Source organism: Pseudomonas congelans, from assembly GCF_900103225.1.
Lineage (GTDB): Bacteria > Pseudomonadota > Gammaproteobacteria > Pseudomonadales > Pseudomonadaceae > Aquipseudomonas > Aquipseudomonas congelans.
Window position 1 is genome coordinate 699,930 of record NZ_FNJH01000001.1, and the last position, 21,260, is coordinate 721,189.

General features: G+C 59.4%; 19 protein-coding genes and 2 tRNA genes. 10 read left to right on the forward strand and 11 right to left on the reverse strand.

Features of this window, described 5'->3' with window-relative positions; genetic code table 11:
* Window positions 1-44: 44 nt before the first annotated feature.
* On the forward strand, window positions 45-860 hold the full coding sequence (locus BLR20_RS03075) for a shikimate 5-dehydrogenase (protein WP_010429978.1): 816 nt from the start codon (window positions 45-47) through the stop codon (window positions 858-860).
* 23 nt (window positions 861-883) lie between these two features.
* Here the strand turns inward: BLR20_RS03075 and BLR20_RS03080 are convergent, their stop codons facing one another.
* Complete coding sequence (locus BLR20_RS03080) at window positions 884-1,558, reverse strand: YceH family protein (protein WP_010429980.1); 675 nt, start codon at window positions 1,556-1,558, stop codon at window positions 884-886.
* Window positions 1,559-1,712: 154 nt separating this feature from the next.
* Here BLR20_RS03080 and BLR20_RS03085 point away from each other — a divergent pair, with 154 nt between their 5' ends.
* Window positions 1,713-2,222: a DUF1993 domain-containing protein gene (locus tag BLR20_RS03085; protein ID WP_003369297.1), complete on the forward strand. Its 510-nt coding sequence runs from the start codon at window positions 1,713-1,715 to the stop codon at window positions 2,220-2,222.
* Window positions 2,223-2,805: 583 nt separating this feature from the next.
* On the forward strand, window positions 2,806-3,960 hold the full coding sequence (locus tag BLR20_RS03090) for an MFS transporter (RefSeq protein WP_054992862.1): 1,155 nt from the start codon (window positions 2,806-2,808) through the stop codon (window positions 3,958-3,960).
* Here the strand turns inward: BLR20_RS03090 and nhaR are convergent.
* Entirely contained in the window at window positions 3,957-4,859 is a 903-nt protein-coding gene (gene nhaR / locus BLR20_RS03095; protein ID WP_032613976.1) for a transcriptional activator NhaR, read from the reverse strand. The genes BLR20_RS03090 and nhaR overlap by 4 nt on opposite strands.
* 131 nt (window positions 4,860-4,990) lie before the next feature.
* On the opposite strand from nhaR, the gene BLR20_RS03100 reads away from it, so the two are divergent.
* A complete protein-coding gene (locus BLR20_RS03100; protein WP_054992861.1) occupies window positions 4,991-5,233 on the forward strand; it encodes a hypothetical protein in 243 nt (80 codons plus the stop codon).
* Window positions 5,234-5,267: 34 nt separating this feature from the next.
* Window positions 5,268-6,026 carry a TerC family protein gene (locus BLR20_RS03105; RefSeq protein WP_010429990.1) on the forward strand — a complete coding sequence of 253 codons (759 nt, stop codon included), beginning with the start codon at window positions 5,268-5,270 and terminating at the stop codon, window positions 6,024-6,026.
* 120 nt (window positions 6,027-6,146) lie between these two features.
* On the opposite strand, the gene BLR20_RS03110 is transcribed toward BLR20_RS03105, so the two are convergent.
* Window positions 6,147-6,329, reverse strand: a complete 183-nt coding sequence (locus BLR20_RS03110; RefSeq protein WP_010429991.1) for a hypothetical protein — start codon at window positions 6,327-6,329, stop codon at window positions 6,147-6,149.
* A gap of 217 nt (window positions 6,330-6,546) precedes the next feature.
* Between BLR20_RS03110 and BLR20_RS03115 the strand changes: the two genes are divergently transcribed.
* Window positions 6,547-7,242 (forward strand): hypothetical protein, encoded by a 696-nt coding sequence (locus BLR20_RS03115; protein WP_054992860.1) that lies wholly within the window; start codon window positions 6,547-6,549, stop codon window positions 7,240-7,242.
* 60 nt (window positions 7,243-7,302) lie between these two features.
* On the opposite strand, the gene BLR20_RS03120 is transcribed toward BLR20_RS03115, so the two are convergent.
* Window positions 7,303-8,586: an NAD(P)/FAD-dependent oxidoreductase gene (locus BLR20_RS03120; RefSeq protein WP_054992859.1), complete on the reverse strand. Its 1,284-nt coding sequence runs from the start codon at window positions 8,584-8,586 to the stop codon at window positions 7,303-7,305.
* 182 nt (window positions 8,587-8,768) lie between these two features.
* Here BLR20_RS03120 and BLR20_RS03125 point away from each other — a divergent pair.
* Window positions 8,769-8,845, forward strand: a tRNA-Val gene (locus tag BLR20_RS03125).
* 164 nt (window positions 8,846-9,009) lie between these two features.
* Window positions 9,010-9,086, forward strand: a tRNA-Val gene (locus BLR20_RS03130).
* 135 nt (window positions 9,087-9,221) lie between these two features.
* Here BLR20_RS03130 and BLR20_RS03135 read toward each other — a convergent pair.
* From BLR20_RS03135 to BLR20_RS03145, 3 genes are all read right to left on the reverse strand, one after another.
* Window positions 9,222-10,283 (reverse strand): SDR family oxidoreductase, encoded by a 1,062-nt coding sequence (locus tag BLR20_RS03135; protein WP_010433763.1) that lies wholly within the window; start codon window positions 10,281-10,283, stop codon window positions 9,222-9,224.
* A gap of 89 nt (window positions 10,284-10,372) precedes the next feature.
* Complete coding sequence (locus BLR20_RS03140; protein ID WP_010433765.1) at window positions 10,373-10,771, reverse strand: NUDIX hydrolase; 399 nt, start codon at window positions 10,769-10,771, stop codon at window positions 10,373-10,375.
* Window positions 10,772-11,075: 304 nt separating this feature from the next.
* Window positions 11,076-12,152 carry an NAD(P)-dependent alcohol dehydrogenase gene (locus tag BLR20_RS03145; RefSeq protein WP_054992858.1) on the reverse strand — a complete coding sequence of 359 codons (1,077 nt, stop codon included), beginning with the start codon at window positions 12,150-12,152 and terminating at the stop codon, window positions 11,076-11,078.
* A 245-nt stretch (window positions 12,153-12,397) separates the two neighbouring features.
* On the opposite strand from BLR20_RS03145, the gene BLR20_RS03150 reads away from it, so the two are divergent.
* Together BLR20_RS03150 and BLR20_RS03155 are read left to right on the forward strand one after the other, a co-directional pair.
* Entirely contained in the window at window positions 12,398-15,307 is a 2,910-nt protein-coding gene (locus tag BLR20_RS03150; RefSeq protein WP_074594378.1) for a bifunctional diguanylate cyclase/phosphodiesterase, read from the forward strand.
* Between the two features lie 168 nt (window positions 15,308-15,475).
* A complete protein-coding gene (locus tag BLR20_RS03155; RefSeq protein ID WP_010433772.1) occupies window positions 15,476-16,030 on the forward strand; it encodes a hypothetical protein in 555 nt (184 codons plus the stop codon).
* Window positions 16,031-16,172: 142 nt separating this feature from the next.
* Here BLR20_RS03155 and BLR20_RS03160 read toward each other — a convergent pair whose 3' ends face one another.
* The 4 genes from BLR20_RS03160 to BLR20_RS03175 are packed head-to-tail and all read right to left on the reverse strand — an operon-like array spanning window position 16,173 to window position 21,240.
* Entirely contained in the window at window positions 16,173-17,120 is a 948-nt protein-coding gene (locus BLR20_RS03160) for a carbohydrate kinase family protein (protein WP_010433774.1), read from the reverse strand.
* A gap of 22 nt (window positions 17,121-17,142) precedes the next feature.
* Window positions 17,143-18,624, reverse strand: coding sequence for a xylulokinase (gene xylB / locus BLR20_RS03165; protein WP_054992857.1), 1,482 nt, complete (start codon window positions 18,622-18,624; stop codon window positions 17,143-17,145).
* Window positions 18,625-18,634: 10 nt separating this feature from the next.
* Window positions 18,635-20,116, reverse strand: coding sequence for a mannitol dehydrogenase family protein (locus BLR20_RS03170; protein WP_054992856.1), 1,482 nt, complete (start codon window positions 20,114-20,116; stop codon window positions 18,635-18,637).
* Between the two features lie 17 nt (window positions 20,117-20,133).
* Window positions 20,134-21,240: an ABC transporter ATP-binding protein gene (locus BLR20_RS03175; protein ID WP_010433781.1), complete on the reverse strand. Its 1,107-nt coding sequence runs from the start codon at window positions 21,238-21,240 to the stop codon at window positions 20,134-20,136.
* Window positions 21,241-21,260: the final 20 nt, after the last annotated feature.

The window sequence follows — 21,260 nt, forward strand, 5'->3', positions numbered from 1 at the left end:
CTTTTGTCGAAGATTCAAGCCATTACAGTCTGGAGGAAACACCGATGCCCGTCACTGCTAACAGGGAGACATTATTGTGCATGTCCATGGCCGCCCGTCCCGGCAACTTTGGTGTGCGCTTCCATAATCATCTTTACCAGCAGTTGGGCTTGAACTTCTATTACAAGACTTTTGCGCCCAATGACCTTGCCGGCGCAGTGGCCGGCATACGCTCGCTGGGGATTCGTGGTAGCGCGGTTTCGATGCCTTTCAAGGAGGCCTGCATCGAACTGGTCGACGAGCTGGACGCCTCGGCTGCCGCTATCCAGTCGATCAATACCATCGTCAATACCGACGGGCATCTGAAGGCGTTCAACACCGATTACATCGCCGTCGCTCAACTGATGGAGAACCACGCGGTACCGCGCAGCGCGTTTGCCCTGCGTGGAAGCGGGGGGATGGCCAAGGCCGTTGCGTTCGCGCTGCGTGATGCGGGTTTCACCGAGGGTCTGATCGTGGCCCGCAACGAGCAGGCCGGTCGGCGTCTGGCAGAGGCGTGCGGCTTTCGCTGGCAGGCGGAGCTGGGCGAAGCGCGGCCACCCTTGCTGGTCAACGTCACGCCGTTGGGCATGCAGGGTGCACAAGCTGACGAGCTGTCGTTTGATCTGCAAGCCATCGACGCCGCTGAAACAATTTTCGACGTGGTGGCTACCCCCGCCGACACGCCGCTGATCCAGGCTGCACGTCGCCTGGGCAAGCGCGTGGTGAGTGGTGATGAAGTGGCGGCGATCCAGGCATTGGAGCAGTTTGTGCTCTATACCGGGGTGCGCCCGACCGACGAGCAGTATCAGCAGGCGGCAGCCTTTGCCAGAGCCGGCTAGCCCGGCAGGTCGGACGGGGCACGTTACTCCTCGGTGTGCTCCAGCCTGGCCAGACGTTCTTCAAGGGCCGCGACACGTGCCTCCAGCTCATCGATACGCTGGCTGGCCGCCGGGCTTGCCGAATGTCGCTCCGGTGCCTGCTGGCGAGCGGCAAGCAACTCATGCAGGGATTCCGGGTCGCCCAGCAGGTGCATGTAACGGTCTTCGCGCTGACCCGGCTGACGCGGCACGAGCATCGCCAGGCCTCTGGCGATCAGACGTTCCAGCTGGTGGACGACCTGCTCGCTGTCCTCGAAATCGTGCATGCGGTTACTGCGGGTCAGCAGTTCGTTGACGGTCTGCGGCCCGCGCAGCAGCAACAGGCCAGTGAGTATCACCTGCGCCGGGACCAGCTCGAGTCCCTTGTCGACCCTGTGCTCCCAGCGATCGGCGCGACTGCCCATGACCAGCCGTGTCAGACCGCGGCCTTCCAGGGCTCGCAGGCTCTGACCGACCTGGCCCTGGGTGAGGTTCATGACCGGGTCGCGACTGGTCTTCTGGTTGCAGGCGGTCACCAGTGCATTGAGGGTAAGCGGGTAGGTTTCCGGGTTGGTTGCCTGTTTCTCGATCAGGCAGCCCAGAATGCGCACTTCGGTGCCGTTGAGTTGTAACGCCTCGGCATTCGGGGAAGATTCGGTGGAGGACGATTCGATGGACATGACGCTTCCCTGAGTGATGGCGGTGGATCAGCGTAGGGCGTGGCGGAAATTATTGCCAGTGTCTGCTGCACGGATCTGCAGAGACGCTGAAAAGTGTCACGGCGTTTGGCGTCATGTGGGTCTATAATTGCGCCTTTCTCAATCAGGATATGTCATGTCTATTTCCCTGTACGCCGCTTCCATTCCTGTCTTTCAGCAGATGCTCAACGCGCTGAGCGACGTTCTGACCAAAGCCGAAGCCTACGCGACCGAGAAGAAAATTCAGCCGCCAGCCTTGCTGCAGGCGCGTCTGTTCCCGGACATGTTGCCGTTTACCCGTCAGGTGCAGATCGCTGTCGACTTTGCCAAGGGTGCCTCGGCGCGGCTGGCAGGCGTCGAGATCCCGCAATACGATGACACCGAAACCACCTTTGCCGAGTTGCAGGCACTGCTTGCCAAGACACTCGCGTTCATCGGCAGCATCACCCCTGATCAGGTCGACGGCAAGGAAGGCATCGAAATCGTCCTGCGTCCCGGCACTGAGAAGGAGAAACGCCTGAACGGTCAGGCCTATCTGCTCAGCTACGCCCTGCCGCAGTTCTTCTTTCACGTCACGACCGCCTACGATCTGCTGCGCCATAACGGCGTTGAAATCGGCAAGCGTGATTTCATGGGCAAGTTCTAAAGCACGTGTGGGGCTGAAGCCTCGCTGATAGTCTCGCCCCATGCTGCGTGCTCATCGTTACACACGTCAGCTTTTGATTCTGCCTGGAGGCCGTGGGAGCGAGCCGGGCGACGCTTCGCTTGTTCGCGAAGGGTCGGTATGGTCGTGGAAAATGCATCGACTGACGCGCCGTCTTCGCGAGCAGGCTCGCTCCCACAAGACTCATGTATAGCGATGAGTGCTCAGCGCGCCTATCGCGCCAATGCTCCGCGTTTGCACGCATTGGGTGACGCTACGCGTCACAAATCTGCAGCCTTGCGCGGTATCCAGCGCATAGGAGTCTCAGGTTTTGCTGCTGCCTGTATCTCGGGCCGGATTGAATGATGCAACATGGCTGCAAGGTGACGCAGAGCGTCACGAAATGCATTACCACCCGGAGCGTGGGAACGAGAATTGTCGGAGTGTCAGCCCTGGTTTCGGGTTTTACCTCACGAAATGCATGCCAATGCGCAGCATTGGCATGACAGTCATCTTCAAGCCGCTTTAATTTCCCTCCCGCAGGCCGCGCTGTTGCAGCGGGCTGTATTGTTGTTCTGGAGTATTCATGTTGTTGCCCATACTTCTGCTGTCAGCCGCCGGGTTTACCGTGCTGACCACAGAATTCGTTATCGTCGGTCTTTTGCCAGCCGTTGCCCGCGACCTGAATGTCACGGTCTCCCAGGCAGGGCTGCTGGTGACGCTGTTTGCGTTCACCGTCGCCGCCTTTGGTCCTTTTCTGACCGCCTATTTTTCGCGCTTCGAGCGCAAGCGCCTGTTTGTCAGCATCCTGGTGCTGTTCGGCTTTTCGAATGTTCTGGCGGCGCTGGCGCCCAATATCGCCGTGATGGGTATCGCCCGGCTGATTCCCGCGTTGGGGTTGCCGGTATTCTGGGCGCTGGCCAGCGAGACCGCCGTGGACATTGTCGGTCCGCAGTTTGCGGGCCGGGCGATTGCCAGGATCGGATTCGGCATCGTTTGCGCTACGGTGTTCGGCATTCCCATCGGTACCCTGATCTCCGACGCATTCGGCTGGCGCACGGCCTTTCTGGTGCTGGCGGTTCTGGCGTTCGCCAAGGCGCTGTTGCTGACGGTCTATCTGCCGAAGACGGCTGCCAAGAAGAACCCGGTATCGATTCTCAAACAGTTCGGCATCTTGCGCAGCCGGATGATGCAGGGGCACGTGCTGCTCTCGGTGCTGGTGTTCAGCGGCATGTTCACGGCATATACCTACCTGGCGGACATGCTCGAACGTCTTGCCGGTTTCGACGGCACACTAGTGGGCTGGTGCCTGATGGGCTTTGGCGCTGTCGGCTTGCTGGGCAACTCCCTGGGTGGGCGCATGGTCGATCGCCATCCGTTGATTGCCAGCCTGGTGTTCTGCGCATTCATGGTGGTCGGCATGGTCGCGGTGGTGCCGAGCATCAACTCGGTGGTGGCCTTGCCTCTCGCGCTGGCGGTCTGGGGGATCACCCAGGCGGCCTTGTTCCTGGTCAGTCATGTACGGTTGATCAAGGCCGCGCCGCAAGCGCCAGCGTTCGCGGCGTCACTGAACATAGCCGGTGCCAACCTCGGCATCGGCATCGGCGCGGTGATCGGCGGCAGGGTCATCGATCACCTGGGGCTGGGCAACGTCGGTTTTGCCGCCGCGGGCATCATCGTGCTTGCGATTGTGCTGGCACTGCTGTTGATCAAGCGTGATCCGGGTCCGCTCCCGGCTTAGCCCGCATCGGTAAACAGTTGGTTCCGGGCACTTTCGGCAATGGCGACAACGCCGGGGTGCCTGACCTTGCGCTCGACGGTAATGGCGTAGAACGATTCGGTCACCGCGTCCGTATGACCAATCACTTGTACGCCATACTGGTCCTCCACTTCATCGGCGATCACGCTGGGCGCCACGAACACGCCGCTGCCGGATTTGCCAAACGCCTTCATCAGCGCGCTGTCATCGAATTCGCCAATGATGCGCGGCTGAATGCTCTGTTCGGCAAACCAGCGCATCAGTCTGCCGCGAACCACGGTTTCCTGACCCGGAATCAGCAAGGGTGCGCCGTGCATGCACTGCGGAAAATCCGTGCCGATACGCTCCGCCATTTCACGCGTGGCGAAAAAACTGACCCCGCATTCTCCCAGCTTCTGGCTATAGCCCTTGATGTCCAGGTGTGGCGGCATGGGGCTGTCGGAAATCACCAGATCCAGACGCTGGATTGCCAGGTCTGCCAGGAGTCGCTCCAGTTTGTCCTCGCGACAGGTGATGCGAATGGACTCATCCAGCGTCATGGTCGGAGCGATCAAGCGGTAGACGATGGATTTGGGCACTACGTCGGCCACGCCGATGCGCAACAGCAATTGCTGTTCATCCGGCTGTGAGCGCAGCAGGTTTTCCAGGTCATTGCCGAGCTGGAACATTTGTTCGGCGTAGGGCAGGGCGAGGCGACCTGCTTCGGTCATTTCCAGTTGCCGACCGACGCGCTGGAACAGATCGACCCCCAGTGACGCCTCAAGCAGGCTGATCTGCCCGCTGACGGTCTGCGCGGTCAGATTCAGCTGTTCGCAGGCGCGCACGATGCTGCCGGTCTTGGCCACGACCCAGAAGTAGTGAAGCTGGCGGTAATTGAGCATATTTTCTGCCGATTCGGTAAAACCGAAGTATATGCCTTATAAAATCGAATTTTCCTTATGTTTCAAGCTGTCTAGAATCCGCTCCAACGCCGGGCTGAACATGCCGCCCGGTTTCACTGATTGAGGAGCCCATGAACAAAGTCCTTTACGCTGTATTACTGAGCGGTTCGCTGCTGGTGGTCACGGGATGCGATCAGCTAGAGTCTTCCACCAAGCATGTGGTGAACGCCGCCGCTGACAGTTCAAAACAGGTGGTCGATGACACTCATAAAGCCGCGACCCAGGCACTGGACGAGGCCAGGCAGGAACTTTCGTTGCAGGAACCACCACCAAACTCGGCTGAAACCGAAAACACGTCTGATAAAGAAATCTGACTTACAACTATTGGCGCAGGCAGGGCAGTGATCTATGGAATACCTATTGGAACTCGCGACAAGTCCGGCAGCCTGGATCGCGCTGGCGACACTGGTGGTGATGGAAGTCGTACTGGGCATCGATAACCTGATTTTCATCTCGATTCTCACCAACAAGCTGCCTGAGCATCAGCGCGAGAAGGCTCGCAAGCTGGGTATCGGCATGGCGCTGGTGATGCGCCTGGGTCTGCTCAGTACCGTTGCGTACATCGTGCAACTGACAGAGCCGGTTTTCGAGGTGTTCGGTCAGGCGTTCTCATGGAAAGACATGATCCTGATTGCCGGTGGCCTGTTCCTGGTCTGGAAGGCAACCACGGAAATTCACCACAGCATGGACATCAAGACCGAGGAAGAGAAAGCCCTGGGTTCGGTGGTGATGTTGAGCATGAGTGCGGCGATCGTACAGATCCTGATGCTGGACCTGGTGTTCTCCATCGACAGTATCATCACTGCCGTGGGTATGACCGAACACCTGCCGATCATGGTTATCGCGGTAATCTCTGCTGTCGTGGTGATGCTTGTCGCAGCCAACCCGTTGGCAAAGTTCATCAACGACAACCCGACGGTGGTCATGCTGGCACTGGGCTTCCTGATCATGATCGGTATGACGCTGATCGCCGAAGGTTTTGGCGCCCATGTGCCCAAGGGCTACATCTACGCGGCGATGGCCTTCTCGGCAGCCGTTGAAGCCTTGAACATGCTGGTACGCAGGGCAAGACGCAAGAAAGCCGTTACCCAGGTGTCCACGCACTGATAACTGGCGAAGTTGTAAAAAAGGTCGACCCTGGCAACAGGGTCGACCTTTTGCATTCACGGTGCTGGCAAATGTGCTGAGGAGGGCAGATCAGCTACACGCTGCTCATACCCCTATAAATCAGCTGGCTGCTACAGCGGGGGGCTTGATGTGCTTTGCAAGTACAGCCTGTTGTGCCGCACGCGGCTCGACGCTGCGCGGCTGATGATGGCGACGGGATACGCGCATCACCCCCCACAGCATCGCGCTGGCGACGGCGAGCCACGAAGCGATCAGCATCACTATTGTCAATTCCAGGCTCATAAGTGCCTCCACATCCTGCTTTTTGTTGCGGTCTTGATAACTGACAGTTTAGTACGGGGCATGTTTCGGTTAATTGACCAGTGGCATCGGGCTATGAATTATTTTCGCCATCCCGCTGGTCGAGGCGCCGCGCTGCTATACCCGAAACCCTGTCGGCTCTATCATCGCTGTCCAGGTCGGGTCGCGGGTTGCCCGACAACAGTTGAAGTGGGTGCACATGCTGTCGGTTTCTTTCTTTACCGGTATTCCCGGTACGCTGCGTTCAGGGCTGATTGTGGCCTTGCTGATGAGCCTTGCCGGTTGTTCGTCGATGGTTACGCCGGAGATCAAACGCCTTCCGGACCGGGTCGAGCTGACGTCGGTGCCGTTCTTCCGGGGTAATGCCTATCAAAGCGGGCCGATGGTTCTGGCAAGCATGCTGGCTAACCAGCAGGTGCAGACGACGCCCGGTTTGCTCGACAAGCCGTTGCAACTGCCGGGTGCCGAGGAGCGGCTCGAGCAGAACATGCAGAAGGTCGCGCGTGAATACGGTTTCATGGTGTACCCGCTTGATGGCCAGCTACAGGACCTGCTGACCCAGGTCTCGGCGGGCTATCCGGTGATGCTGCGTTTTGCCCAGGGCTCTGCACTGTGGAAAGGGCCTCGTTATGCGGTGTTGATCGGCTATAACCGGATCAAAGAGACCGTGCTGCTCAGCGCAGGCATGGATCGTCGCTACTCAATGAGTTTCAGCAGCTTCGCGTCGGCCTGGAAAGACGCGGGCAGTTGGGCGGTACTGATTCAGTCGCCCCGGCAGTTGCCGGCCAACGTCGATGCGCAGCGCTGGTTGCAGGCGGCCGAAGCGTTATCGACATCAGGGCAGGAGCAGGCGGCGGGTGAGGCGAAAAGAACGCTGGCACGCGGCGTTAAATGAAATCAACGCGGCAGGAACAAAAACGGCACCGATTATGGTGCCGTTTTACGTTCAGCCGACTTAGAAACCGAGTCGGTCACGCAGGCTGTAATACCACGCGCCCAGCGCAGTCAGCGGTGTGCGCAGCATCTGTCCGCCGGGGAACGGGTAGTGGGGCAGGTCGGCAAACGCATCGAAACGTTCTGCCTGACCGCGCAGCGCCTCAGCCAGCACCTTGCCGGCCAGGTGGGTGTAGGTCACACCGTGTCCGCTGCAGCCCTGCGAGTAATAGATGTTGTCGCCCAGTCGTCCAACCTGGGGCAGACGAGACAGGGTCAGCAGGAAGTTGCCGGTCCACGCATAGTCGATTTTCACGTCCTTGAGCTGCGGAAACGCCTTGAGCATTTTCGGCCGGATGATGGCTTCGATATTCGCGGGATCTCTGGCGCCGTACACCACACCGCCGCCGAAGATCAGGCGCTTGTCGGCGCTGAGACGGTAGTAATCCAGCAGGTAATTACAGTCTTCGACACAGTAATCCTGCGGCAGAAGTGTCTTGGCCAGTTCGTCGCTCAACGGCTCGGTGGTGATGACCTGAGTGCCGCACGGCATCGACTTGGCCGCCAGCTCCGGGACCAGATTGCCCAGATAGGCATTGCCGGCCACGATAATGAACTTGGCCCGAACCCTGCCTTGCGCCGTATGCACCACAGGATTTGCCCCGCGTTCGATGCGAATCGCCGCCGACTGCTCGTAAATGGTTCCGCCCAGCGTTTCAACGGCCGCGGCTTCACCCAGTGCGAGGTTAAGTGGATGAATATGCCCGCCGGTCATGTCCAGCAAGCCGCCGATGTACTGATCACAGGCCACGACTTCATTGATCCGGCGCTTGTCCATCAGCTCGAGGCCGGTATGCCCGTAGCGCTCCCAGAGCCGCTGCTGGGCCTCGAGATGCGCCAGTTGCTTGCTGGTCAGCGCAGCAAATACACCGCCGTCTTTCAGATCGCACTGAATGCCGTAACGGGAAACCCGATCGCGAATGATGGAGGCGCCTTCGAAGGCCATCTGCCCGAGCAATTGCGCCTGGCGTGGTCCCACGGTTCTCTCGATGACATCAATGTCGCGGCTGTAGCTGTTGACGATCTGCCCGCCATTACGGCCCGATGCGCCGAAGCCGACCTTGGCCGCCTCCAGCACCGTGACCCGAAATCCGTTTTCCAGCAGGAACAGAGCGCTGGACAAGCCTGTGTAACCGGCTCCGATGACACACACGTCAGTTTCGACTTCACCCTGCAACGCCGGACGGTCCGGGGCAGCATTGGCTGAAGCCGCATAATAGGACTGCGGGTAGGGCGTGTTTGCCATCCTGAGACTCCGTTTAATATTCTTGACGATGGCGGCAATCGTACCCGAGATATAAAGGCTCTGCCAGCAGCAGGCGCAAAGAGTCATTGCCCGTCGATTGGCAAAAAACGCTGTATTTCATAGGGTTAGCAAAAAAACAGATTGACAGGTATTCGCATATCCGTAGAATGCCGACCCACAGCAGGCACGTAGCTCAGTTGGTTAGAGCACCACCTTGACATGGTGGGGGTCGTTGGTTCGAGTCCAATCGCGCCTACCAGACAAAATCCGCTCTGCTGGGCGGTAAGAAAAGGGTCAGCCGAGAGGGTGGCCCTTTTTTGTTTGCGCGTCGAACCTTCGGGTAAAAAATTCGCGTATTCATAGAGTTACTGCAAAAAAGAATTTGACAGGCATTCGAATATCCGTAGAATGCCGACCCACAGCAGGCACGTAGCTCAGTTGGTTAGAGCACCACCTTGACATGGTGGGGGTCGTTGGTTCGAGTCCAATCGCGCCTACCAAACAAAATCCGCTCTGCTGGGCGGTAAAAAAAGGGTCAACCGAGAGGTTGACCCTTTTTTGTTGCGCTCGCTTTACCGGTAGCCTGTGCCAGCTCTCGTGCCAACGCAAGCATTGGCACGAGAGGGCAAGTTGCCTCAGGGAATCAGGCGGTCACGACGCAGCTTTTCAAACACGTCGAAGAACGCATCGTCACTGGCCTGAAACGCGGTAAAGCCCAGTTTGCGACTTTTCGACATGTCAGTGACCACCTCGATCGGACGGCCAAGGTCGGCATCGCTGTGCCATGGCGAAATCAAACGGTTGATGTCACTTTCCTTGAGCTGATGCTCGCGAACGATATCAGTCCAGATTGCCTGATCGTTGGCCATCTGCGTTTCCAGCGGTGCTGGCTCGCTCGGGAAGTCGGCTGGCTGCAAGCCGAAGTATTCAGCGATCTGTCCCCACATCCAGCTCCAGCGAAAAACATCGCCGTTGGTGATGTTGAACGCCTGATTGGCGGCGGCAGGTGTGGTCGCGGCCCACAGTTGCTGGCGGGCCAACTGACGCGCATCGGTCATGTCGGTCAGGCTGTCCCACTGCACGCGTGAGCCCGGGAATACGAAAGGTCGGCCGGTGGCTTTACAGATCGAAGCGTAGACCGCCAGGGTCGTCGCCATGTTCATCGCGTTACCGACGGCGACACCGGTCACGGTATGCGGGCGATGGACGCTCCAGGTAAAGCCGTCCTTCTCGGCGGCAGCGAAGACTTCGTCTTCCTGGGCGTAGTAGAAGTTCTCGATATCCAGGCGCGCCTGCGATTCCCTGAACGGCGTTTGCGGCAGGGTGCCTTTGCCATACGCTTCAAACGGGCCAAGGTAATGTTTGAGGCCAGTCACCAGCGCGACATGCTGAACGCTGCCGGCAGGACGCACAGCGTCCAGCACATTGCGCACCATCGCAGCATTGACGCGGATATTTTCTGCTTCGGTGGCCTGACGCGACCATGTAGTGATGAAAACGTGGGTGGGCTTCAAATCAGCCAGAGCCGCACGCACGGACTCCGGGTTCTGCAAGTCTGCAGCTACCGGGATCACACCGGGCCGCGCTGACGGGCTACGGGAGAGGGCGGCAACCTGCCAATCGTTTTCCAGCAACAACTGCGTGATTGCGCTGCCGACAATGCCACTTGCGCCAACAACCAGGGCGGTCTGAGTCATAAGGGTCTCCTGAGACGGGGAAGAAAGTAATGAACCGTCTGATGTCTCAGAACAGAATCAGGCCATACCGTTCAACCCGATTGTCCCGTTTACCCTGTGACGTTGCTCTGGACGCCGGGAGCGTTCTGGGGCTCGCTGGCATAGGACTTGACGATGGTCTTGGTCGCGCTGCTGGCTTTCAGGTCGTCAAGTTTCTGCGGCGCAAGCCACTTGCAGGCGGCAATTTCGTTCTGCGGCGATGGCTCGCTGGAGGCTGGAACCTGAGCGGTGAAAACATAATGGGTAACCTGATCCTTCTCGTACACGGCAAGGTACAGAAGATCAAGGTCAGTAAGCCCTGTCTCCTCGCACAGTTCACGCACTGCGGCCTGGAAGGGCGTTTCGCCTGCTTCTATCTTGCCGCCGGGCAGCGCCCAGCGGGATTTCGGTTTGCGCACGTAGAGGACCTGGCCGTCACGTTTGCAGATGACTGTCGCTCGTTGTTTCATAATCCGTTCACCTGTTAAACGTCCGTTGACATGAGTATCTGCAAGGACTGCGTGAACTTGAGACTCAAGGACAGTCAGTAGTAGTCACCAAAATGTAATAAATAGTTCATATTTAAGGGCGCGATGCTCAGACCGCAGAGTGAAACGGACTGAGCGAGTTGCACAGCAGGTGGCAGTGCCGATGTCTGCAGCCAGCGTCCTGCTACTGAAGTATGGACATCAGTGAGGGATTGATGGCGATCGGTTCACCGGGGGCGACGTACGGCATATCCGGGCGTCGCAGCCATCCTTGGCCGGGTGCGCATCAGGCAGCGTTCGAGTCGGCAGCCGCTTCTTGCTTGAGGCTGTCCATGTCGATGACGAAGCGATACTTGACGTCGCCCTTGAGCATCCGCTCGTAAGCCTCGTTGATGTCCTGCATGTTGATCATTTCGATGTCGGAAACGATGCCGTGCTCGGCGCAGAAATCCAGCATTTCCTGGGTTTCCTGGATGCCTCCGATCAACGAGCCAGCCAGGCTGCGGCGTTTGAAGATCAGGTTGAACACCGCCGGTGACGGGTGTGGCTCTGCCGGCGCGCCGACCAGCGTCATGGTGCCGTCGCGCTTGAGGAGAGACAGAAAGGCGTCCAGATCATGCGGCGCTGCCACTGTATTGAGGATAAAGTCCAGGCTGTTGGCCTGAGCGGCCATTTGTGCCGCGTCCCTGGATACGACCACTTCATCGGCGCCCAGACGCAAGCCGTCTTCGCGCTTGTTGGGGGAGGTGGTGAACAGCACCACATGGGCACCCATGGCGTGGGCGATCTTGACGCCCATGTGGCCGAGACCGCCAAGCCCGACAATGCCCACTTTCTTGCCGGGGCCGACCTTCCAGTGGCGCAAGGGGGAATAGGTGGTGATGCCTGCACACAACAGCGGCGCCACGGCGGCCAGGTTGGCATTATGAGAGATGCGCAAGACGAACTTTTCCTTGACCACGATCTTGTCGGAGTAGCCGCCGAATGTGTTCTCGCCGCCGAATACCGGGCCATTGTAGGTTCCGGTGAAGCCGCTCTCGCAATATTGCTCGTCGCCCTCGGCGCATGAGGTACATTGCTGGCAGCTGTCGACCATGCAGCCGACGCCAGCCAGGTCGCCGACCTTGAACTGCTTGACGTCGGAGCCTACCGCCGTCACCCGACCGACGATTTCGTGACCCGGGACAGAAGGATAGAGAGTGTTGTGCCATTCATTGCGCGCAGTATGCAGATCCGAGTGGCACACACCGCAGTAAAGGATATCGATCTGGACGTCGTCAGCCCCGGGCGAGCGGCGTTCGAATTCATGCGGCTTGAGAATGTCCTGAGCCGATTGCGCTGCGTAGCTGTATGTCTTGACCATTACTGTCACCTGTTCAATGGGGATAAGTGTAACGCCGTACGACAGCATAGCCGAGCCTCGCTCATTGGCCTTGCTGTCTGGCAGTGCACCTGAATCTGACACATGTGGCCGCCGTGTAGTGCCCTGCGTCACACAAGCGTCATCGGGAAGTCGAAGGGTCTGCCAAAAAGGTATGAACTTTGCAACAATGCCCGGTCACGCTTGTAATCTTTGGTCATGGTTGTAAGGATGACCGCCGTTGGCTCATGCATCTGGGTGTTTCCATGACAGTCTCACTTCTGGCCAAGGGCCTTTGCCCAAGCGTAGCCTGCACCTCGCGTACCCCCGGCAGCGCGTTGCCAGCCAATCGCGACCGATTCTCCTGTCACGTCTCCATAGAAGCACTCATCAACGCCGTAAAAGAGCAGACAGGAGCCATTGCCTGGGCCGCATACGCCGCTGGGGAGCAGAAATGCCTGCTCGGGCAAGGCGACGACAGCGTTGTCTGGCCGGTACATATCGCGGCTGAGGATTTCGAGGCTTATTGCGCTCAACTGCAGCTGCATTGCCGGGTCGCGGGGCAGGGCGAGGGCGTGCTGGGTTGGGTGTTGGCACCGATGACGGAAAAAGACCACCCCTTGCTGGTGGATCTGGCCGTCAGGCTGGGCTCGCTGTTGCAGACTGCGGCGTTGATCCGGGCGCAGAACACTCAACGGGTGCTCTATGAAATCAGCCTGCTGGCCAGCTCTACGCTGGACCGCGGTCCTTTTCTGCAAGGCATTCATGAGCAACTCGGGACCCTGATCGATGCCGAAAACTTCTACGTTGCGCTGTATGACCGGCAAAGCGGCAAGATCACCTACCCTTATTACATCGACCGTTTCGATGACGAAGCAATGGCGCAGGAAGCGTTCGAGTTTATCGACGCTGATCGAATGTCGCTCACCGGATATGTCTTGAGCAGCGGTCAGCCTTTGTTTCTCGATGCCGGCTGTATCGAACTGGCCAAAGCCGAAAACCGGTTTTACTGCGTCGGACGTCGGCCCGAGTTCTGGATGGGCGCGCCCTTGAAAAATGCATCGGACCAAGTGTTCGGCATGGTCGCGATGCAGGTCTACGACGTGTCTCGTGTCTACAGTGCCCAGGATCGTGCATTGTTCGCCGTCGTGTCGCGCCATGTGGCGATGGCGCTGGACCGGCAGCTGCGCCGAACTGACCTGGAGCAGGTGGTGGCCCTGCGCACGCAACAGCTTTCTGCAGCCAACGACGCGTTGCGTCAGGAGGTCAGGGATCGCGAGCGCGCCGAGCATTTGCAGAATGCCCTGTTCCAGATTGCCGAGCTTTCCAGTCGGCCCGGTGACATGAACGAACTTTTCCGCAGCCTGCACATGATCGTCGGCGAGCTGCTGGTGGCGCTCAATTTCTACATCGCGCTTTACGACAGTGCGACGGGCGAAGTGACCTTTCCGTACTACATTGACGAGTTCAAGCCGGCGCCGCCGCGCTCACGACGCGGGCAGCGGGGATTTACCGAGTATGTGATAGGCCAGCGGCGACCGTGCCTGATCGATTACGAGGAAGCCCGCAGGCTGGAAGGCCTTGGCGAGATCGAGGTGCAGCGACAATCCGGTCGTTGCTCTTCATGGCTGGGCATTCCGCTGTTCGACGGCGGACAGGTTCGCGGCGTGCTGGTGGTGCAGAGTTATTCCAGGGACGTCAGCTATACCTTGCGCGATCAAGAGCTGCTGACCTTCGTTTCTCGCCACATCGATACGGCACTGTCCCGGCGCAGCGCGGCGGAGGCAATCCACACCGCCAATGTTCTGCTTGAAGCCAGGGTTCGAGACCGGACCCGGGAGCTGGACCAGGCCAATGCCAGGCTGCAGCACGAAAACTCCCATGACTCACTGACCGGGCTGCCCAATCGCAGCCATCTGCAACATCGTCTGCGGCAGGCATGGCAGGACTTCTGCAGCAATGGCCAGCAAGTGATCGTCATGTTCATCGATCTGGATCGCTTCAAGATGATCAATGACAGCCTTGGCCATCACTGCGGTGACATCCTTCTGGTACAGGCCGCCGAGCGCCTGCGCAGTTGCATGCGCGAGCGGGACCTTCTGGCGCGGCTTGGCGGTGACGAGTTCGCAGTGTTGAGCATCGACACGCCGCTGCAGACGGGTACGGAGATCGCCCAACGCATACTGACTGCATTCGAGCAGCCGTTCGTGATCGATGATCACACCGTTTTCTCTTCCTGCAGTATCGGTGTGGTGGGCGCCGACAGCCGCTTCCATCAGGAGCCGGCTGACCTGCTGCGTGATGCCGACACCGCCATGTACCGGGTCAAGAACGGTGGGCGGGACAGCTTCGCGGTGTTCAATCAGGCGTTGCGTCGCGAGGTGTCGGATCAGGTCGAGCAGGAGGGTGCGTTGCGCACTGCGCTAAAACGTACGGATCAGCTGATTCCCTATTTTCAGCCGGTGATCTGCGTCAATAGCGGAAAGCTGCTGGCGTTCGAGGCGCTGATCCGCTGGTGTATGCCGGATGGACGGATCGTCGGGCCAGAGAGCTTTCTGCCTGCGCTCGAGGGACTGCGCCTGATTGGCCGCCTGGATTTCTACATGCTCAAGCGTGTGGTTGCCATTCTAGCGCAACCCGAGAACGGTCATTGGCCACCCGTGCATGTGAACTGTTCGAGCTACAGCATCACCCGTCCGGCATTTGCTGCGGAAGTGCTGGCGCTGCTTGCCGAACACAATGTTGCGCCTGAACGTCTGTGTCTGGAGCTCACCGAAGGTGCAATGGTGGCCGACCCCGAACAGGCACGTCTGTCAATGAAACTCCTGGCCGAGCACGGCATGTCAGTCATGCTGGACGATTTCGGCGCGGGCTTCTCTTCGCTCAGCTACGTGCACCAGTACCATTTCAGCGGATTGAAAATCGACAAGTCGTTTATTTTCGGCCTGGCCTCCAGTGTGCGCAGCCGCGCTATTGTGCGTGCCATCGTGCGCATGGCCGAATCCCTCGATCTGACCGTGGTTGCCGAAGGGGTCGAGGACCGTGAAACGCTTGAGCTGCTGCGCGAGATCGGCGCCACACAGGCGCAGGGCTACTACTTTTCCGAGCCGCTACCGATTGAACTGCTGGATATCAACACCGGTCGTGCGGCAGGCTGACACTCGGCCAGCGCTTGCCGCAGACGGCAGGATGTATCCGTTCTTTGACGCGGTCGATTTGTCTGTATTTAACTTAATCCTTAAAAATCAAAAGGTTGTTGATTTATACGACAGTTGGCATCGGACTTGCTGTTGAACCTGCGCAACAGGTTCATCAGGAGGTGAAAGATGATTATTGGCACGAGTGCGCTTGAGCAGCTTGTTTCCCGGGCAGTTGTCGGGCGCAAGACCGTGGATGAGGTGTCCCAGGACGCCTTCAGCTCGGTCGCTGCCGCTGGCCTGACATCAGGTTCGGCACCGGTTACCGCGCAGACCAGCAGTTCGACATCGCAGGACAGCAAGCAGGACAACAGCGGCTACAACGAATCCTTTGCACGGATGATGATCAATCTGAAGTCCGCCGGTGATTCGTCACTGTCGGAAAAGACGGCTGACCGTGACAACGGTGTCATCGGTTCAGTGGCTGGCACCACCAGCACCACTGGCACGGCATCGACGGATTCGGTAGAACAGAAATTCATGGACTCTCTGAAGCAGACAGCCGAAGAGAAAGTGCGCGAAAAGCTGACTGGCATCACCCAGAAAGACTACGACGCCATGGCACCTCAGGACCAACTGGCGATTGACCAGAAGGTTCAGGACGCGCTCAAGGACAAGCAGAACGACGTTGCGGATGACATCAACACCCGCATCAGAGGCATCAAGGCCGGTATGGTGGCCTGATGTTTGCTCGACGACTTTGATGGCCTTTTCGTGAGCAAGCGAAGCGTCGCCCGGCTCACTCCCACTAATAGGTGGGAGTGAGCCTGCTCACGAAGACTATCGTCCATACACCGCAGTTCATGCGGGTGTATGGAGGTAGTGTTTAAGCCTCTCGCCCCAACTGATGCCGATACGGCAGATCCGGGCCGACCTTTGTGCAGGTCAGCGCGGCTGCGCCGACGGCAAAATTCAGCATTTCGTCCAGTGTTTCCCGTGACAGCGTCGACAGGCCTTGTGGCGTATCGAGCTGGCGTTCGCTGAGGAAAGTCAGCAGCGCCGCCTGAAAAGTATCCCCGGCTCCGACGGTATCGGCGGTGACCACGGTTTTTGCGGGCACCGACCAGGTGCCGTGCTGGCGGGTGAAGACGCTGGCGCCTTGCGTGCCGCGGGTGACGATGACCAGTTGGGTACGTTTGCCGAGCCAGCCTTCGGCGATCTTTTGTGGGTCGCTGTCCGGGTACAACAGGTGCAGGTCTTCGTCGCTGACCTTGATCAGGTGCGCATGCTCGGCGAACGCTGCGACCTGGCTGCGCCAGCGCTGAATGTCCGGTGCCGGGTTGAGGCGCACGTTGGGGTCCAGCGAGATCAGGCGTGCGCTGCTTTCACGGGCGACCAGCGCCAACAGTGTGTCGGCAATCGGCTGCACCACCAGTGAAAACGAGCCGACGTGAATGCCGCGTACCTTTCCGCCGAGTTCCGGCAGGTGCTCCAGGCGCAACTGACGGTCCGCGCAGCCTTCGCCCCGGAAGCTGTAAGTCGGCGAACCATCGCTGCCCACGGCGACCATGGCCAGTGTGGTGGGCGCGTCGAATTCGATCAGGTGATCGGTATTGACCGTTTCCTTTTCCAGCACAGCACGCAGACGGCGGCCCAGGTAATCGGTGGACAGCCCGGCAAGGAAGCCTGCTTCCACACCCAGACGGCGCAAACCGATCGCAACGTTGAACGGAGAGCCGCCGGCAATCGCATCAAACCCCAACCTGTTCAGGGAACCGCTGTCATCCGCGCGGGTGAAAATATCGAACAGTGCTTCGCCACAAACCAGAAACATAAGTGCTCCATGAAAAAACGCTTCAAACCTTGCGCAATTGCGCCTGATAGCGCTGATAGACCTGCTGATAGGCGGCCACATTATGCACCACAGAGTGGGTCTCACTGCTTTGATCGAGACTCACGCAGCGTTCGCAGAGTTGCTGCAGGTCCTCAGTCTTGCCGTTGGCGCGCGACCAGCACCAGGCCGCCTGAATGGCAGCGCCCAGTGCAGCGGCTTCAGAGTGGTCGGTGCAGATCACCGGTGTGTTCATGATGTCGGCCACGATCTGCCGCCACACGGCACTTTTGGAGCCACCGCCGATCAGACGGATCTTTTCGCTTTTGATACCGCTATCGCGCAGCAGGTCCAGCCCGTAGCGAAGGCCGAAGGTCGTGCCTTCGACTACGGCACGGGCGAGGTTGGCCTGGGTCAGATTGGTGCTGTCCAGCCCGACGATGCTGCCTGTAGCGTCGGGCAGGGCGGGTACGCGTTCGCCGTTCAGAAAGGGCAGCATCAGTACGCCTTCGGCGCCAATCGGAGCCTGGGCGACTGCCTGGTTGAAGCCGGCGATGTCGAGGGCAAACAACTCGCGAATGGCAGTCGTCGCGTTGGTCAGGTTCATGGTGCAGATCAGCGGCAGCCAGCCGCCGGAGGATGAGCAGAAGGTCGCGACCGACTCATGCTCGCTGACCCGCGCCTCATCGGCGTAGGCATACACCGTGCCCGAAGAGCCCAGGCTCATGGTAATCAGCCCTGGCTGGATATTGCCTGTGCCGATCGCGCCCATCATGTTGTCGCCGCCGCCACTGGAGACCAGCGCGTCAGGGTTCAGGCCCAGCAGTCCAGCGACCTCGGGACGCAGTGCGCCCACCGATTCGTGCGCTTGCAACAGCTGTGGAAGTGCCTTGCCCAGACGACCGGCCGGGTCAATGTGCGCGAGCAATGGCAGGTCCCATTCGCGAGTGCGCACGTTGAAGTAACCGGTGCCCGATGCGTCGCCAAACTCGGTGCAACAGCGACCGGTCAGCCAGTAGTTGAGGTAGTCGTGGGGTAGCAGCACCTTATCGATCCGCTCGAACAGCTGCGGGTATTGCTCCTTGGTCCACAACAGTTTCGACACGGTATAGCCAGGGGCGATGACCAGGCCAAGGCGTTGCAGCGAACCCTGCGCGCCACCCAGGTAGTCCAGCAGGCGCTGGTTTTCCGGTGCCGACTCGGTGTCACACCACAGCTTGGCCGGGCGCAGTACCTCGCCCTGAGCATCAAGCAGCACCAGGCCATGTTGCTGGCCCGAGACTCCGATGCCCTGAATCTGCTGGCCGGAAACGCCCGACGCTGCCAATGCCTCGCGCGTCGCTTGTTGCAGCGCGTCCAGCCATTGCTGCACGTCCTGTTCACGGCGGCCGTTATGGTCGCTGATCAGGCTGTGCGGCGCCGAGCCTTCGCCCAGCACGTTGCCGCTTTCGGTATCGAGCACCAGCACCTTGGTGCCCTGGGTCCCGCAATCGATTCCAAGAAACATGGGAATTCCCTCAGGCCCTGGCGGCCAAAAGCTTTTCCAGTGTGCCACTCACACCCAGTGTGCGGAGATCATCGAGGTTCTGCTTGAAGGCCGCCACGAAGGCTGCGGATTGCGGAATGGCCGAGCCGAAGATTTCTTCTACCGCCAACAAACGGTCTGTAATAAGAGCGTCATCAGCCACCAGCGCCTGGCAGAATTCGGCTCGCGGGTCAGGAATTGTGTAAGTCGTGCCGTTTTCGTCGACACCTTTCAGATACAACGCCCACGCGGCGACCACCAGTGAGGCGCGTGCGAGATTACCCTGATCGACGATCAGGCGATTGATCGTCGGAATGGTGAACTTGGGAAATTTCGACGATCCGTCCGAGCAGACCCGTTCCAGCTGATCGGCAATCGCCTGATTGGAGAAGCGCTCGATCAGGGTGTCCTTGTAACCTTCCAGGTCGATGCCTGGCACCGACGCCAGTTGCGGGGTGACGTCCAGGTCCATGTAGGCGCGGATATAGCTCACAAATTGCGGGTCATTCATGGTCTCGTGCACAAAACGATAACCCTTGAGGAAGCCCAGGTAGGTCAGCGCAAGATGACTGCCGTTGAGCAGTTTGATCTTCATCTCTTCATAAGGGGTCACGTCGTCGGTGAACTGCACACCGACTTTTTCCCACGCCGGGCGACCATTGACGAACTTGTCTTCCAGCACCCACTGCACGAACGGTTCGCAGACCACCGGCCAGGCGTCGTCGATGTGCTTGTCGTCCGCCAGTTGCAGTCGGTGAGCTGCGCTGGTCATCGGCGTGATGCGATCCACCATCGCATTGGGGAAGCTGACGTTTTCCTTGATCCAGTCGTGCAGGTCGGCATCGCGCAACGTGGCAAATGCCAGCAGTGCCTTGCGAGTGACTGCGCCGTTGTGTGGCAGGTTATCGCAGGACATCAGGGTAAAGGCCGGTGTGCCTTGCGCACGGCGCCGGGCCAGCGCGGCGCAGAGGAAGCCGAATACCGTCTTTGGCTGATCCGGGTTTGCCAGGTCGTGCTGGATCTGCGGCAGATGGGCCATGAACTGACCGTTGCTGTCGTCGATGCAGTAACCGCCTTCGGTAATGGTCAGCGAGACGATGCGGATGTCCGGGCTGGCCAGTTTGTCGATCAGCGCTTGCGGGCTGTCTTCGGCCAGGAGCATGCCGCTTATCGACGCAATGATGCGGGTTTGGGTGTCGGGTGTGTCACCGAGTTCATAGAGCGTGTACAGGTAGTCCTGTTGTGCCAGTGCATCGCGCACGGCCTTGTCTTCGGGGCGCAGGCCCACGCCGCAGATACTCCATTCAAAGCCTTCGCCGCTGTTCATCAGCGCATCGGTGTAAAACGCCTGATGCGCCCGGTGGAATCCGCCGACGCCAATGTGGGCAATGCCCTGGCGAGTGCTGTCGACGGTGTAGGCGGGCAGGGCGATGTCGGCGCCCAGTCGGGACAGATTGTTTTTGTTCAGTTTCATGAAGGGCTCTCCGGAACTCAGGCTGCGGCAGTCTGCAAGGCTTTGGCAATCACCAGACCTTGAGCGTCGAACAGGTGGCATTGGGCACTGTCGAGATGCAGGTTCAGCGTCTCGCCGTACTGGCTGGCCAGGTCACCTCGAATACGCATGGTCAGCGCCTCGCCCGAATGAGTGCGCACGTGACAGTATGTGTCACTGCCAAGACGTTCGCTGACGTCGGCAATCACCTGCAGCTGGCAATCGTCCCCTTGGGCAAGGTTCAGGTGCTCCGGGCGGATGCCCAGCGTCACTGCGGCACCGACGCTCTGTCCTGCACCATTGACCGGCAGGCTGATGCGCGTTCCGGCATCCAGCTCGACTTCGCAGCTGGTGCTGTCCACCCGGCTGATCCTGCCCTTGAGGAAGCCCATTTTCGGCGTGCCGAGAAAGCCGGCAACGAACAGGTTGGCCGGGTGGTGATAAAGCTCGAGCGGCGAGCCGACCTGCTCGACCTTGCCGCCATTGAGGACGACAACCTTGTCGGCCAGGGTCATGGCTTCCACCTGATCGTGGGTCACGTAGATCATGGTGGCCTGCAGTTCCTTGTGCAGGCGCGACAATTCCAGGCGGGTCTGCACGCGCAGCGCAGCGTCGAGGTTGGATAGCGGCTCGTCGAACAGGAAAATCTTCGGGTTGCGCACGATGGCCCGGCCAATGGCGACACGCTGGCGTTGCCCGCCGGACAGCTGTTTGGGCTTGCGCTCCAGCAGCGGTCCGAGCTCCAGAATGCGTGCGGCTTCATCGACCTTCTTCTTGATCTCGGCCTTGTCACCGCCCGCCAGGTCCAGCGCAAACGACAGGTTCTTGCCAACGGTCATGTGCGGATACAGCGCATAGGTCTGGAACACCATGGCCAGGTCGCGCTTGGCCGGAGTGACCTGAGTGATGTCCCGGCCATCGAGCTCGATAGTGCCCGACGTCACTTCCTCAAGCCCGGCGATCAGCCGCAGCAGGGTGGATTTGCCGCAGCCCGAAGGCCCCACGAAGACCACGAACTCGCGGTCTTTCACATCCAGGTCGATACCCTTGATGATCTGGTGACCGTCAAAGCCTTTTTGCAGATTGCGGATGCTCAGGTTAGCCATGTTGGATTCCTTCTTGTTCT